We start from the raw sequence: 13,751 nt of genomic DNA, 5'->3' as shown, positions 1-13,751 counted from the left end.
AGACGCGTGCATGGGTCACTGCTGGTCACCTACGCTCGCCGGGTGGATGCCATCGCCTCGAAGCGCCGTTCTCAGCCGGCGCCGCCCTGGGTGATCTTCGACGATCTCGTCGACCCCGATCGTCAGCCATGTCGCCCGTGGCTACACCTCGAGGACGACGAGATCGCGCCGGCGGTGCTCGAATCCGAGCGGCCCTCCCGCGTCGTCTGGTCGTCGCTGTGGCTCAAGTGCCCCGACGCCCGGATCGCCTTCGACCTCACGGCGCGCGCCGATGGGGGCACCGATCTGCGCTGGACCCTGCTGGTGGAGCCGCCTGCACCCGACGACCGGCGGTTCCGACACCTGTGCCAGCGCATCGGCACCCTGATCAACGCGAACCTGCGCCACACCTACGGGCAGTAGCCGATGATCCGACGGCTGTCCCCCGATGGCTGGTTGCCAAGTCGACGCCCCTTGGGCACGGTGGAGTGATGAGTGAACAAACGAGTGTCACAGTGGAACGGGTCATCGACGCACCGGTGGATACGGTCTTCGACGTCCTGAGCAATCCGCAGCGCCATCAGAAACTCGACGGCTCTGGATTCATTCGCGGCGTCGAGCACGCCGACCGTATCCAGCAGGTCGGCGACGTGTTCACCATGAACATGGACGGCCCGCACATGGGTGGTGAGTACAAGACCGACAACCACGTCACCGGGTACGCCAAGGACAAACTCCTGGCATGGCAGACCGCACCCGCAGGCACCGAGCCTCCCGGATGGGAATGGGTGTGGGAGTTGGAATCCCAGGGTCCCGACGCCACGCTAGTGCGCCACACCTACGACTGGTCCAAGGTCACCGACAAAGACCTGTTGCAGCAGGTGAAGTTCCCGCTCGTGTCGGCCGATCAACTCGAGGACACCCTGGGCCGGCTGGCCGCCGAGACCACCGGTTAGACGCAGTTCCGACACGCGGTCGGCGACTACGGGTGGGGCGGTGTAGCACCTACTCGTAGCACCTGCCTCCCGAGAACGACGATGACCACACCCGGAACGACGATCCAGATCAGGTTCGGCAACACGGCCACCATCAGGAAGCCGCCGAGATCGCCGCGCTCCAGTGACTGTCGGGTCATGTCGAGTCCGCTGCAGATCTCCACCAGGAAATAGAGCACGGTCTTCCAGAAGGTGGCGACGCTGACCACGAGCCCGACCACGACGGCCGAGAATCGTCGCCGATGTGTCAGAACCCAGACCAGAGCGATCACCTCGAGGAGATTGGCCCAGCTCTGTGCGCTGCCGAATGCGTCGAACCCGGCATAGCGATGGTCGAAGGTCGAGTAGTAGACGTGCCCCGGCCACAACCACGCCAGAGGCCCACCCCGGTGTGAGATCGAGCCGAGCAGTTCGTAGCAGGCGTCGTAGGTCTGGATCAGCGCGGTGACGGTGAACCACGCGACCACCCACCGCGGGAGGCGCAGGTCGTCACGATGTCTCACCGCGGTGTCGTGGGTGTGCACGCTCATCCGGTCAGCGTAAAACCGCTCGTGGCCAGGCGGTCTGAAATCGCGATCCCGTAACCACACCCGGACTCGTCGACCAACGGCCCGCGTTGCCACGCCAACGGTTCTAGGGTGGGCACCATGAGTCCCGAGACCGAGTCCACACCCGAGGTGGACATCAAGCCCCGCAGCCGCGACGTCACCGACGGCTTGGAGAGAACCGCAGCCCGAGGCATGTTGCGTGCGGTCGGGATGGGCGATGACGACTGGGTCAAACCACAGATCGGGGTCGGCTCCTCGTGGAACGAGATCACCCCCTGCAATCTGTCGCTGGACCGCCTGGCCACCGCGGTGAAGGAGGGCGTGTTCTCCGCCGGTGGCTATCCGCTGCAGTTCGGCACCATCTCGGTCTCCGACGGCATCTCGATGGGCCACGAGGGCATGCACTTCTCGCTGGTCTCGCGTGAGGTGATCGCCGACAGCGTGGAGACGGTGATGAGCGCCGAGCGCCTCGACGGCTCGGTGCTGCTTGCCGGCTGCGACAAGTCGCTGCCCGGCATGCTGATGGCAGCAGCGCGACTCGACCTCGCCAACGTCTTCCTCTACGCCGGTTCGACCCTGCCCGGCTACGCGACACTGGCCGACGGCTCCGAACATCAGGTGACGATCATCGACGCCTTCGAAGCGGTCGGCGCGTGTGCGCGCGGCCTGATGAGTCGCGCCGACGTCGACACCATCGAACGTGCCATCTGCCCTGGCGAGGGCGCCTGCGGCGGGATGTACACCGCCAACACGATGGCCGCGGTCGCCGAAGCCCTCGGGATGTCGCTGCCGGGCAGCGCTGCCCCACCGGCACCGGATCGTCGGCGAGACGAGTTCGCGCGCAAGAGCGGAGTCGCGGTCGTCGAACTCCTGCGCCGCGGCATCACCGCGCGCGACGTCATGACCCGCGAGGCATTCGAGAACGCGATCGCCGTGGTGATGGCTTTGGGCGGATCGACCAACGCCGTCCTGCATCTGCTCGCGATCGCACACGAGGCCGACGTCGAACTCGCTCTCGACGATTTCGCCCGGATCGGTTCGCGCGTACCGCATCTCGCCGACGTCAAGCCGTTTGGCCGCCACGTCATGACCGACGTGGACCGCATCGGCGGCCTCCCGGTCGTGATGAAGGCACTCCTCGACGCCGGATTGATGCACGGCGACTGTCTCACCGTCACCGGGGCCACCATGGCCGAGAACCTCGCCCACATCGCACCGCCGGATCCGGACGGAAAGGTGTTGCGCGCCCTGGATTCTCCGATCCATCCCACGGGCGGGATCACCATCCTCAACGGATCCCTGGCGCCGGGCGGGGCGGTGGTGAAATCCGCAGGATTCGATTCCGACGTGTTCGAGGGGGTGGCACGCGTCTTCGATCGGGAGCGCGCGGCGATGGATGCCCTCGAGGACGGCACCATCACCGCGGGCGACGTCGTCGTCATCCGCTACGAGGGCCCCAAGGGTGGGCCGGGTATGCGCGAGATGTTGGCCATCACCGGCGCGATCAAGGGCGCCGGCCTCGGCAAGGACGTGCTGCTGATGACCGATGGCCGCTTCTCCGGGGGCACGACCGGACTCTGCGTCGGGCACGTGGCTCCCGAGGCCGTCGACGGCGGACCGATCGCCCTGGTGCGCGACGGGGACCGGATCCGCCTCGACGTCGGGTCGGGTACTCTCGACCTGCTCGTCGACGCCGACGAATTGGCGGCGCGCGCAGAAACATTCAGCCCATTGCCGCCGCGGTACACCCGCGGCGTCCTCGCCAAGTACGCCAAGCTGGTCACCTCGGCGTCACGAGGCGCGATCTGTGAATGAGCGCGTACCGACATCGCGGATACCGGCAGACCGCGGACCGGCAGGGTGGGGAATCATGAGGGCATGACCGCAACTCTCGTCGCCAAGGACCTCGCCGGTGGCCACGGCCCCCGCACCCTGTTCGAGGGACTCGACCTCACCGTGGCGCCCGGCGACGTGGTGGGTGTGGTCGGCGCCAACGGTGCCGGCAAGACGACGCTGCTGCGGATCCTTGCCGGGGATCTCGATCCACTCGGGGGTGAGGTGTCCCTGGCGCCGGCCGATGGTTTCGTCGGATGGCTGCCGCAGGAGCATGTACGCGTTCCGGGCGAGACCGTCGCGCAGTATGTGGCGCGCCGCACGGGATGTGCGCAGGCGACCGAGGCGATGAATACGGCCACCGAGATGTTGTCGTCGACTCGGCCTCCCGGTGCACCCAATCCCGCCGACACTTACGCTGCAGCACTGGATCATTGGTTGGCCACCGGAGCCGCAGACCTCGACGAGCGCCTACCGGCGATCCTGGCCGACCTGGGTCTGCACGGCGCCGGGCACACCGGGGACCTCGACCCCGGGTCGACGCTGATGACCTCACTGTCCGGCGGACAGGCGGCGCGAGTCGGACTCGCCGCCCTGCTGGCGTCACGCTTTGACATCGTGCTCCTCGACGAACCGACCAACGATCTCGACCTCGACGGAATCGAACGTCTGGAAACCTTCGTCGACGGCCTGCGCGCTGCGGTCATCCTCGTCAGTCATGACCGAGAATTCCTGGCGCGCACGGTGACCCGAGTTCTCGAACTCGACCTCGCGCAACACACCACCACGATTTACGGTGGCGGCTACGACGCCTACCTCGAGGAGCGGGAGGTATTACGTCGCCACAAGCGTCAAGCCTACGACGAATTCGCTGACAAGAAGGCCGATCTCGTCGCCCGTGCGCGTGTTCAGCGGGAGTGGTCGAGTCACGGTGTGCGCAATGCGATCAAGAAGGCGCCCGACAACGACAAGCTGCGCCGCAAGGCAGCCGCCGATTCCAGCGAGAAGCAAGCCCAGAAGGTACGGCAGATGGAGAGTCGCATCGCACGCCTCGAGGAGGTCGCCGAGCCGCGCAAGGAGTGGATCCTCGACTTCTCCATCGGACCGGCACCGCGGTCGAGCTCGGTGGTCGCCACCTTGGACGAGGTCGTGGTCCGGCAGGGTGATTTCGTCCTCGGCCCGGTCTCGCTGCAGGTCGACGCCGGCGAACGAATCGGCATCGTCGGTCCCAATGGGGCGGGCAAATCCACCCTGCTGCGCCCGCTGCTCGGCCGCGTCGAACCCGACTCCGGGCGGGCGTCGCTGGGCGCGAGTGTGGCGATCGGTGAGATCGACCAGGCGCGCGCCCAGCTCGGTGGGGGCAGCAGTGCGCTCGTCGAGCGCTTCGAAGAGTTCTTGCCGGACTTCTCGGTGGCCGAGATCCGAACGCTGGTGGCGAAATTCGGGTTACGGGCCGGCCACGTCGAACGCCCGGCCACCGAGCTCTCCCCCGGTGAACGAACCCGGGCCGCGATGGCGCTCCTGCAGGCGCGGGGCACCAACGTGCTGGTACTCGACGAACCGACCAACCATCTCGACCTGCCCGCGATCGAACAGTTGGAGAAGGCGCTCGACGCCTATGACGGGGCGTTACTGTTGGTGACCCACGACCGGCGGATGATCGCGACCGTCCGCCTCGATCGCCGGTGGCGGGTGGAGGCGGGCCGGGTCGTCGACGACGTGGTGTGACGGCGCCTCGAAAGTCCGGAATGCCGGTTTGGGTCGATGGTCGAATCCCCTGCTGCCGAAGAATATTGAGCCGATAGACTTTCGTCGCCCGGACGCAACGGAAGGCGGCCATGTTCCCCAAGTACGGTATTCCCGACGGTGCCGACACGGCGTGGATGCTGGTGGCATTCGCGCTCGTCCTGCTCATGACACCCGCTCTCGCACTGTTCTACGGCGGGATGGTCCGGTCCAAGAGTGTCCTGAACATGATGATGATGTGTCTGTCGGCGATCCCCATCGTCTGGATTCTGTGGGTCGTCTTCGGGTACTCGTTGGCCTTCGGTGACGATCACGCAGGACTGATCGGGAGTTTCGGCTCGTTCCCGGGCCTCGAACACACCTTCGGTCATGATGCGGCACATCCGACGACGATCCCGCTCGTCGGCACCATTCCCGCGATTCTGTTCGTCGCGTTCCAGGCCGGGTTCGCGATGGTCACCGTGGCACTGATCGCCGGTGCGGTCGCCGACCGGATGCGCTTCGTCTCGTGGGTGGTGTTCGCGACCATCTGGTCGCTGCTGGTGTACATCCCGATCGCGCACTGGGTGTTCAGTGCACCCGGATTGACCGAAGAGCACGGTGGCTGGATCGTCGCCCACCTCAAGGCCATCGACTTCGCCGGTGGCACCGCGGTCGAGATCAACTCGGGTGCGTCGGCGCTGGTGCTCGCCATCCTCCTGGGACGACGGCGCGGATGGCCCAAGGATCCGATGCGGCCGCACAATCTGCCGTTCGTCATGCTCGGTGCCGGCCTGTTGTGGTTCGGCTGGTTCGGGTTCAACGCCGGATCGGCGTTGGCGGCCAACGGGTCCGCGGCGATCATCGCGGTCAACACCCTCGGGGCGGGTGCGGCGTCGATGGTGTCGTGGCTCGTCGTCGAATACGCCCGGCATGGCCGGCCCACCTCTTTTGGTGCGGCCTCCGGGGTGATCGCCGGCCTGGTGGCGATCACGCCCTCGTGTTCGGCGGTGACACCACTCGGAGCGCTGGCGATCGGCGCTGTCGCCGGTGCGCTCAGCTCGTACGCCATTGAACTGAAATTCCGCTGGCGCTATGACGATTCGCTCGACGTGGTCGGGGTGCATTTCGTCAGCGGTGTCGTCGGGACCCTGATGATCGGCCTGGTCGCCTCGAGCTCTGCACCGGCCGGCGTGGACGGGCTGTTCTACGGGGGCGGATTCGATCAGCTGTGGCGCCAGGCGGTGGCTGTGGTGGCGGTACTGACCTACGCCGTCGTCGTCACCGGGATCATCGGTCTCGCACTCAAGTACACGATGGGTCTACGCGCCGATCGCCAGCACGAGGTCGACGGCATCGACGACGCACAACATGCCGAGTCGGCGTACGACTTCCACACCGCCGGTGGTCGGTGAACACACCGCTCAGCTCGCCCGGCGCAGCGTCGAGACCATCTCGGCGACGACGGCGGGACTGACCGCGTCTGGAACGCCCTGCGGAGCCGAGATGACGAAGAGTACGCACCCCTGCTGTCCGGGCACCGTCGTGGCCACCATGGAATGAATGGCGGTGGGGCCGACACAGTTCGAGGTCGCGATGTTGCTCACCGATGCGACGATCTGCACCGCGGGTGCCCCGCCGACGGTGAGTTGTCGGGGTGGGCTGAGCTGCACCGTCGGGACGTGTCCGGAGTCCGAGGTGTAGATGTCGGCCACCAGCGCCGCCTCGTCACGTACAGCGTCGTTGATGTCGGTGGTGTTCGATGCACCCGGCAATCCGGAGACCGCGACCGAGTTGTCGCCGCAACCGGGTACGTCGAGGGTGGCCGCACCGCTCATGGTTCGGATCGCGCAATAGCCGAAAGGACCGTCGTTGCACCGTTTCTCCCAGCCGACGAGTGTGCCGCAGCTCGCCACCGTCCAGTTGGACGGGACGTCATAGGCCAGACCGCGTTTGCCTGCGACGGTGCGCCATCCGGCCGGGGTATCGGGGGCGGCGGTGGCCGGCGGACATTGCGCAGCTGCCGGAGCCGTTGTCGAAGGAGACCCGGACGGCGTGGGAGTGGTGGTGCTCGGGAGTACCGACGACGACTGCGCTGCGCTTGCGGAGGTGTCGTGATCGTCATGCGTGGAGCGCACCACCAGCACCACCGCAGCGATGGCCACGACGACGATCAGGATCACTCCCGCCGCGATGACCGCGAGTGCCTTGCCGCTGCCCCCACCGCGCGGCGGCCCGCCGGGTCCGCCCGGCGTTCCGGCGTCCCATGCTTGTGGTTGCTGCGCCATGGGGTGACCCGGATACGCCGAACCCGGTGGCACGGCACCCGGGTACCAATGTGGATGGGTCGGATACTCCGACTGTTGGTACCCCGCTTGTTGGAACCCTGGTTGTTGGTACCCCGGCTGCTGATGGCCCGGTTGCTGGTAGCCGGGCGGCACGAAGCCGGAATGTTGATGATCAGGCTGCTGATTCGGGTCCGGTGGATTGCCCTGTGTCGGATGGCTCACTGATCTCCCCCGAGGTCGCCGTGCACGGGCAGCCACGGTATCACCCGAGTGCGTCAGTCGATGACGATGCCGAGGTGCGCCGCGAAGTGTCCGGTGAGCCCGAGAGCCTGCTCGCCGTCGATGGTGCATCCCCGCAGCCCGTCGAGGTGATGGATCGTGCCGATGTCGAGTCCGCGTAGGTCGACGTCGGACAGCGTCGCCTGATGGACATCGAGTGTCGTCACCGTGCAGTCCTCGAATGCCATACGCGCAACGGTGGCGTCGACGAGGTCGAGTTCGCCGATGATGCACCCCCGGAACAGCACGTCCCGGACGTCGCTGCCGCGGAAGTTGGCCAGCTCGATCTTCGCCGAATCGACCACCAGTGACCGAATCCGGCATTCGAAGAGATCAAGTGCCCCGACGCGGCTCGCGCAGATCTCGACTTGCCGTATGAAGCTGCGCGGCATCGACATCCGTGGCGCGTTGATTCCCTCGAGCCGGGTCTCGACGAGTCGGGCGCCGGTCAGATCGGTGTCGTCCAGCGACACCGAGGTCAGCCGGCACCCGGACAGTTCCAGCCCGCTCAGGTCACGTCCGGAGAGGTCGACGTCGGTGAGCCGGACGAGTTCGACAGTCGCATACGGTTCGAGTTGGTGGGCATCGCCCACCTCCGCGGAGGTCAGGGTCAGGGTCTCGATCTGTGGTCGTTTCGCCACGCGTGCGACGTCCTTTCCTCGGTGATGCAGACGAGCGTAATGCGTCCGAGCGCCACCGCTTCGAGCACGGGGGTCCGGATGATCGCCCGTCGACACGCCGGATGCTGTTCTTCGCGAACCCTGGATTCATGATGACAACTTCGTTAGCCTGCCGAATGGGTCGTTTTCGATGGGCCCATCCGCTTGGCCGAGAACAGTGAGAACCGAAGGGAAATCATGAAGAAGACCATGCGAATGGCAGTCGGTGTCGCCGCGGTGTCCGTGGCTGTGTTGACCGCAGCAGGATGTAGTGACGACAACAGCGATTCGGCGACATCCTCGTCGTCGGCCGCATCGTCGATGATGGCCGAGGGCAGCGCGTCCGCCTCCAGTGGTGCCCAGGCGCAGGGCGCCTCGGTCGCACTGACCGCAGCCGACGGCACGACGGTCACCCTGACCGGACCCATCGCGACGAAGTACGAGGCCGCGACCGCCAAACAGAAGACCGACCTGGGTAAGCCGAAGACAGGGGCGGACGCGTCCGGAACGGGCGCCAACGGCGTGGTGTTCCAGCAGTTCGACGGCGGGGTCATCACCGCCAAGAACGCCGAGGCCGGTACGCCGGCGTATATCACGTGGGGCAAGATCCGCGACGCGTGGAATGTGCCGCGCGACGCCGCCGGTCAACCGGCCACCGACGGGAAGGGTGGCTCGCAGGGGCCGCTCGGTACCGCAACGAGCGATGAGACCGAGTCCGGCACGCTTCGGACCTCCACCTTCGAACACGGCAAGATCACCTGGGACTCCGCGACCGACAAGGTCGAGGTCACGGTGGACGGCAAGGTCGTTCCGGCGTCGTAGACCGAGCGTGGATGCTGCGCCCCGACCGGTCGAACCGATTGGGGCGCAGCCCAGTCCGCCCCGACCGTGCAAGGCTCACCCACTATCGCCTTGGCCCGCCGGCCGGGCGCGGGTTACCGTATCGCGTGACCGGAGACGACATGGCCTCGCCGGAGCGAGTGACGACGAACCTTCCGCCGGTGCCCACCGACCTCCGGCTGGTGGTCACCGACATGGACGGCACACTTCTCGACGAGCACAAGCGCATCCCGGAGTCGCTGTGGCCGTTGCTCACCGATCTCGATCGCCGCGGTATCGTCTTCAGCCCGGCGAGCGGGCGGCAGGCGGCAACGTTGCTCGATCAACTCGGTCACGCCCTACCCGAGCTGGTGGTGATCGCGGAGAACGGTGCGGTGGTTGCGCGAGGGTCCGAAAAGCTCAGTGTCACACCACTGGACGCGTCCGCGGTGCGCGAGGTCCTCGATGCGGCGCAGGAACTCGCGACAGCGGGGATCGACCTGGGCGTGGTGTTGTGCGGACCCGATACCGCGTTCGTCGAGCGATCCGATGACCCCTTTCTCGCACAGGTGCGTCCCTACTATCACTCGCATGAGATCGTCAAGGATCTCCGCCGTGTCGATGGCCCCTTCGTCAAGGTCGCGGTCTACGATTTCGTCGACGTCGAGAAGGACACCGCGCCACGGATGACCTCGCTCGAGGGCGCGATGCAGGTGGTCGTCTCGGGCCGCAACTGGCTCGACGTGATGGCCCCGGGGGTGGACAAGGCGGTGGCGGTGCGCGCCGTGCAGCAGCGACTGGGGATCACCCCCGCCCAGACCATGGTTTTCGGCGATTATCTCAACGATCTGGCCATGCTCGGCACCGCCGAGTATTCCTATGCCATGGCCAATGCCCATCCCGAGATCCTCTCGGCCGCCGCCTACCTCGCACCCTCGAATGCCGAGAACGGTGTGGTCCGCACGGTACGAGCCGCGATCGGCCTACCCGACCTTCGGTGACACGAGAAGGAGAGTGACGTAAGAAGACGAGGCGTCAGCCCCACCGAGGCACGCGAGGCAGCGAGCCCTCGTCGTCGGCGCCACGCGCCAGCCAGGATGCGACGAATTCGCGGGTGCCGTGTACGAGTGCACCACCACCGTGCACGGTCCACTCGTCACCCTCGATGGTGGTGATCGTCAGGGGCGCGACATCGGCGCAGATCTCGAGGCGGCGCACCATGGCGTCGAGCGCATCGAGCACCGAGTCGGGATCGGCCTCATCGAGCGTCCACACCGAGCTGACGGCGTCGTTGGCGAGGACGATGTCTGCGATGCGCTGAGGTACCACGTCCCGCGGTCGCAGGTCGACGCCGCGACAGTTGATCACCGCATCGGGCGAGCACTCCTCGAGATGTGTTGCGGCGTCGAGGAACACACGCTGGGACTCCCGCAGTCGCCGACGCACCTCATCCGGACTCTCACCAGCGCCCGTGGCGTGGGTGCCGGGCTGCGCAGCGGTGCGCGGTGAGTCGAGGGCGGCCCATACCGCCGCGGACAGCTCGACACCCGAGTGCGCCAGTCGTGCGATCACCTCGCGGCGCGGCAGTCCATTGTCGGCCGACGCCTCGAAACGCTCATCGCCCATCATCGTCACGATGGTGTCGAGCATGTCGAATTCGCGCCCGAGCCGCGACAGATCGGAAGGCAATCGGGTGATCGTCGTCATGGCCACGCTCCTCTGGTCACCGGCGCCGACCCGTGTCGACACCACCGTCCATCGTTACATCCTGCGCTGCGCCTGCGGTCATTTCGGCCGGTTCGACGGACGCCGGGGCGCTGCGGGTGGATGCTGGGGACGATGACATCCGCCCGCCCGTACCGTGACCGCACCGACGCCGGCCGCCGCTTGTGCGCGTCGCTGTCACACCTGCGCGGGCGCACCGGTCTCGTGGTGTTGGCACTGCCGCGCGGAGGGGTCCCCGTCGGGCTTCCGGTGGCCGCCGACCTCGGGTGTCCGTTCGACATCTGCCTGGTCCGCAAACTGGGGGTTCCCGGACAACCCGAGCTGGCCGCCGGCGCGATCGCCGCCGATTCGACGATCGTCACCAACGACGAGATCATCGCGCGCACCCACACCACCTCGCGCGATCTCGATGCGGTGATCGCCAAGGAGACAAAAGAACTCGGCCGCCGAGAGCGCGTCTATCGCGGGGGTGCGCCCATGGTGGACGTGGCGGGCAGGACGGTCGTGCTCGTCGACGACGGCGTCGCCACCGGCGCAACGATGCGCGCCGCCCTGAGCACGCTGCGCCGCCAGGGCGCGGCCGAGCTGATCGTCGCCGTCCCGGTCGGCCCCGAAGGTGTCGCCCGCGACTTCCCCGAGGCCGATGTCGTGATCTGTCCGATGACCCCACAGCACTTTCGCGGTGTGGGCGGCGCTTACGACGATTTCGCCCAACTCACCGACGAGCAGGTGTGCGCGATGCTCGATGCGACGCGTCCCACTACTTGGCGACGAGGAAATCGTCGATCTGATTGATCGCCCCCGAAGCCCCTTCGACGACGCCCATGTCGAGGACCTTCTGCAACGCCTCGGCGGTCTCGTATGTGCTCAGGAAGGTCGCCACGGTACGACCGTCCTTCTCGGCGAAGCTGTACTCGTTGACCGAGACCGGCAACGAGTCCACCGGGGTGAAGTCCTCGTCGGCGAATCCGTCGCGGAAGGTGAATCCGTGCGGTTCGTCGAGGGAATCGATGATCCAGTAACCGGCGTACTTCTCCCCCTCCGGTCCGGTCATGAAATACGTGACCCGTCCGCCGGGCGTGAAATCGTGGTCGACGAAGGTGGCCGGATGGCTCGGCGGACCCCAGATACGTTCCAGCTGACGGGGATCGGCGTAGATCTGCCAGATCCGCGACGGTGGGGCGGCGAACTCCGCGGTGATGGTCAGTGTTCGGGAATCGAGGTCGTGGGTGACGTCGGTGACGGGCATGGGTCAATCCTCCTGGTGTCGAACAACTTCGGTGTCATTGGTGTGTACTTCTCTGTCCGCGGTGTCGGCGATGAGGTCATCGATCCGCCCGATCCGGCCGCGCCAGATCTGTTCGAGGTCGGTCAGCATCGTCGCCACCGAGCGCACCGCGTGCACGTCACCGGTGGCCAATTGCTCGCGACCGTGGCGTCGCTTGGTCAGCAGCCCCGCTCGTTCGAGCACGGCAACGTGCTTTTGCACTGCGGCGAAACTCATGTCGTAGTTCGCCGCGAGCGCCGAGACCGAGTGTTCGCCGGCGAGTACCCGTCGCATGATGTCGCGGCGGGTGCGGTCGGCCAAGGCGTGGAACATCGCATCGGCGCGGTCCTCGTCGTCCTCGATCACTCCTCCAATATACAACCAGTTGGTTGTATGTTGTCAATACGTGGCGACCGTGCTCGGGGCCTGACGGGCCAACACGCCGTCGTTCGCCCGTCCTCCGTCGCCGTTGCCGTGCCGTCGGTGATGATCGTGGGCGAAGTGATGAGAGCCGGAACAGTCGAGCGAGGTGGAGTGCGATGTCGTTGAGCGCCGGTATCGACCGTTTCCAGCGTCGCCATCCGCTGAGCGGCTATCCCCTCGCGGTGGCGTACAAGTTCTTCGACGATCAGGGTGGCTACCTCGCGGCACTGCTCGCCTACTACGGTTTCATCTCGCTGTTTCCGCTGCTGTTGCTGTTGACGACCGTGCTGGAGTTCGTTCTGCGCGACAATCCCGAACTGCGGGAGCGAATCGTGGACTCGGCGATGTCGCAGATCCCGGTGATCGGTTCCGAGCTCGGTCAGCCGGGGCAGCTCAGCGGAGGGACGGTCGCGGTGACGATCGGTGTGGTCGGCGCCCTCTACGGTGGGCTGGGCGTCGCCGTGGCCATTCAGAACGCGATGAACGTCGTGTGGGCGGTGCCACGCAACGACCGTCCCGATCCGATCCGCGTGCGTTTGCGCGGAATGCTGCTGCTGTCGACGGTGGGAACCGCGATCATCGGGTTGACCGTGGTCAACGGCGCGATCGCGGCCGTCGATCTCGGCACCACGGGGAAATGGCTGTCGATCGCGGGATCACTGGTGTTGACCGCGGTCCTGTTCGTGGTGGCTTTCCGCATCGGTACGGTGCGTGAGCTCGGCGTCCGAGACGTGCTGCCCGGCGCGATCGCCGCCGCGATCGGATGGCAGGCTCTGCAGAGCTTCGGCAGCATCTACGTCCAACATGTCATCGCCAACGCGAGTGCGACGACAGGTGTGTTCGCCGTGGTGCTGGGTCTGCTCGCCTTTCTCTACATCGCGGCGATTCTCGTCGTGTTCTGCCTCGAGGCCAACGCCGTGCGGGTCGACAAGCTCTATCCCCGCTCGATGCTCACCCCCTTCACCGACAACGTGGTGCTCACCTCCGGCGACAAGGCGGCCTACGTGGCACAAGCCAAGGCGCAGCGGCACAAAGGTTTTCAGGAGATCCAGGTGCGATTCGACAAACGCTCCGCCGACAGCCGATCCGGTGACGAGGAATCCCCCGACGACCAAGCCGGCAGCGATCGATCGGGCAGCGACGGATCGGGCGGCGACGGATCGGGAAGCGACCCCGACAGCTGACAGTGCACCGACCGATCCGCGCGCGGG

At 66.5% G+C, this 13,751-nt stretch carries 15 protein-coding genes; 9 read left to right on the top strand and 6 right to left on the bottom strand.

Going from position 1 to position 13,751, the window contains the following annotated elements:
* The first annotated feature begins 42 nt into the window (after positions 1-42).
* Both AC5ZH6_RS13255 and AC5ZH6_RS13250 read left to right on the top strand, forming a co-directional pair.
* Positions 43-402, top strand: a complete 360-nt coding sequence (locus tag AC5ZH6_RS13255; RefSeq protein WP_079929753.1) for a hypothetical protein — start codon at positions 43-45, stop codon at positions 400-402.
* Between the two features lie 68 nt (positions 403-470).
* Positions 471-935: an SRPBCC family protein gene (locus tag AC5ZH6_RS13250; RefSeq protein ID WP_020171273.1), complete on the top strand. Its 465-nt coding sequence runs from the start codon at positions 471-473 to the stop codon at positions 933-935.
* A gap of 26 nt (positions 936-961) precedes the next feature.
* On the opposite strand, the gene AC5ZH6_RS13245 is transcribed toward AC5ZH6_RS13250, so the two are convergent.
* Complete coding sequence (locus tag AC5ZH6_RS13245; RefSeq protein WP_006372984.1) at positions 962-1,504, bottom strand: hypothetical protein; 543 nt, start codon at positions 1,502-1,504, stop codon at positions 962-964.
* A gap of 117 nt (positions 1,505-1,621) precedes the next feature.
* Here AC5ZH6_RS13245 and ilvD point away from each other — a divergent pair, with 117 nt between their 5' ends.
* From ilvD to AC5ZH6_RS13230, 3 genes are all read left to right on the top strand, one after another.
* On the top strand, positions 1,622-3,337 hold the full coding sequence (ilvD, locus tag AC5ZH6_RS13240; RefSeq protein WP_265076466.1) for a dihydroxy-acid dehydratase: 1,716 nt from the start codon (positions 1,622-1,624) through the stop codon (positions 3,335-3,337).
* A gap of 63 nt (positions 3,338-3,400) precedes the next feature.
* The gene (locus tag AC5ZH6_RS13235; protein WP_496169133.1) at positions 3,401-5,083 is read left to right on the top strand and encodes an ABC-F family ATP-binding cassette domain-containing protein; all 1,683 of its coding nucleotides are present in this window, start codon (positions 3,401-3,403) and stop codon (positions 5,081-5,083) included.
* A gap of 110 nt (positions 5,084-5,193) precedes the next feature.
* Complete coding sequence (locus AC5ZH6_RS13230; protein ID WP_496169131.1) at positions 5,194-6,495, top strand: ammonium transporter; 1,302 nt, start codon at positions 5,194-5,196, stop codon at positions 6,493-6,495.
* Between the two features lie 9 nt (positions 6,496-6,504).
* On the opposite strand, the gene AC5ZH6_RS13225 is transcribed toward AC5ZH6_RS13230, so the two are convergent.
* Together AC5ZH6_RS13225 and AC5ZH6_RS13220 are read right to left on the bottom strand one after the other, a co-directional pair.
* Entirely contained in the window at positions 6,505-7,590 is a 1,086-nt protein-coding gene (locus tag AC5ZH6_RS13225; RefSeq protein WP_496169129.1) for a DUF8017 domain-containing protein, read from the bottom strand.
* Between the two features lie 53 nt (positions 7,591-7,643).
* Complete coding sequence (locus AC5ZH6_RS13220) at positions 7,644-8,288, bottom strand: pentapeptide repeat-containing protein (protein WP_265076462.1); 645 nt, start codon at positions 8,286-8,288, stop codon at positions 7,644-7,646.
* Positions 8,289-8,504: 216 nt separating this feature from the next.
* Here AC5ZH6_RS13220 and AC5ZH6_RS13215 point away from each other — a divergent pair, with 216 nt between their 5' ends.
* Positions 8,505-9,128 (top strand): LGFP repeat-containing protein, encoded by a 624-nt coding sequence (locus AC5ZH6_RS13215; RefSeq protein WP_014360098.1) that lies wholly within the window; start codon positions 8,505-8,507, stop codon positions 9,126-9,128.
* 125 nt (positions 9,129-9,253) lie between these two features.
* Positions 9,254-10,126, top strand: coding sequence for a Cof-type HAD-IIB family hydrolase (locus tag AC5ZH6_RS13210; protein WP_265076461.1), 873 nt, complete (start codon positions 9,254-9,256; stop codon positions 10,124-10,126).
* A gap of 34 nt (positions 10,127-10,160) precedes the next feature.
* Here the strand turns inward: AC5ZH6_RS13210 and AC5ZH6_RS13205 are convergent, their stop codons facing one another.
* Positions 10,161-10,832 carry a hypothetical protein gene (locus AC5ZH6_RS13205; protein WP_265076460.1) on the bottom strand — a complete coding sequence of 224 codons (672 nt, stop codon included), beginning with the start codon at positions 10,830-10,832 and terminating at the stop codon, positions 10,161-10,163.
* Between the two features lie 120 nt (positions 10,833-10,952).
* Between AC5ZH6_RS13205 and AC5ZH6_RS13200 the strand changes: the two genes are divergently transcribed.
* Positions 10,953-11,645, top strand: coding sequence for a phosphoribosyltransferase (locus AC5ZH6_RS13200; RefSeq protein WP_014360095.1), 693 nt, complete (start codon positions 10,953-10,955; stop codon positions 11,643-11,645).
* Here the strand turns inward: AC5ZH6_RS13200 and AC5ZH6_RS13195 are convergent.
* Positions 11,611-12,099, bottom strand: coding sequence for an SRPBCC family protein (locus AC5ZH6_RS13195; RefSeq protein WP_006372999.1), 489 nt, complete (start codon positions 12,097-12,099; stop codon positions 11,611-11,613). The genes AC5ZH6_RS13200 and AC5ZH6_RS13195 overlap by 35 nt on opposite strands.
* Positions 12,100-12,102: 3 nt before the next feature.
* Positions 12,103-12,483 (bottom strand): ArsR/SmtB family transcription factor, encoded by a 381-nt coding sequence (locus AC5ZH6_RS13190; protein WP_020171281.1) that lies wholly within the window; start codon positions 12,481-12,483, stop codon positions 12,103-12,105.
* Between the two features lie 173 nt (positions 12,484-12,656).
* Here AC5ZH6_RS13190 and AC5ZH6_RS13185 point away from each other — a divergent pair, with 173 nt between their 5' ends.
* Entirely contained in the window at positions 12,657-13,724 is a 1,068-nt protein-coding gene (locus tag AC5ZH6_RS13185; protein ID WP_014360092.1) for a YihY/virulence factor BrkB family protein, read from the top strand.
* The last annotated feature ends 27 nt before the right edge of the window (positions 13,725-13,751 follow it).

This window comes from Gordonia sp. YC-XJ4 (assembly GCF_059511865.1).
This window is presented reverse-complemented; position numbering and strand designations above follow the sequence as displayed.

What these genes read in the sequence shown, in the direction of transcription:
- AC5ZH6_RS13250 (WP_020171273.1), top strand. Translation starts at nt 471, where the DNA reads ATGAGTGAACAAACGAGTGTCACAGTGGAACGGGTCATCGACGCACCG.
- AC5ZH6_RS13235 (WP_496169133.1), top strand. Translation starts at nt 3,401, where the DNA reads ATGACCGCAACTCTCGTCGCCAAGGACCTCGCCGGTGGCCACGGCCCC.
- AC5ZH6_RS13215 (WP_014360098.1), top strand. Translation starts at nt 8,505, where the DNA reads ATGAAGAAGACCATGCGAATGGCAGTCGGTGTCGCCGCGGTGTCCGTG.
- ilvD (WP_265076466.1), top strand. Translation starts at nt 1,622, where the DNA reads ATGAGTCCCGAGACCGAGTCCACACCCGAGGTGGACATCAAGCCCCGC.
- AC5ZH6_RS13200 (WP_014360095.1), top strand. Translation starts at nt 10,953, where the DNA reads ATGCTGGGGACGATGACATCCGCCCGCCCGTACCGTGACCGCACCGAC.
- AC5ZH6_RS13195 (WP_006372999.1), bottom strand. Translation starts at nt 12,099, where the DNA reads ATGCCCGTCACCGACGTCACCCACGACCTCGATTCCCGAACACTGACC.
- AC5ZH6_RS13185 (WP_014360092.1), top strand. Translation starts at nt 12,657, where the DNA reads ATGTCGTTGAGCGCCGGTATCGACCGTTTCCAGCGTCGCCATCCGCTG.
- AC5ZH6_RS13245 (WP_006372984.1), bottom strand. Translation starts at nt 1,504, where the DNA reads ATGAGCGTGCACACCCACGACACCGCGGTGAGACATCGTGACGACCTG.
- AC5ZH6_RS13230 (WP_496169131.1), top strand. Translation starts at nt 5,194, where the DNA reads ATGTTCCCCAAGTACGGTATTCCCGACGGTGCCGACACGGCGTGGATG.
- AC5ZH6_RS13205 (WP_265076460.1), bottom strand. Translation starts at nt 10,832, where the DNA reads ATGACGACGATCACCCGATTGCCTTCCGATCTGTCGCGGCTCGGGCGC.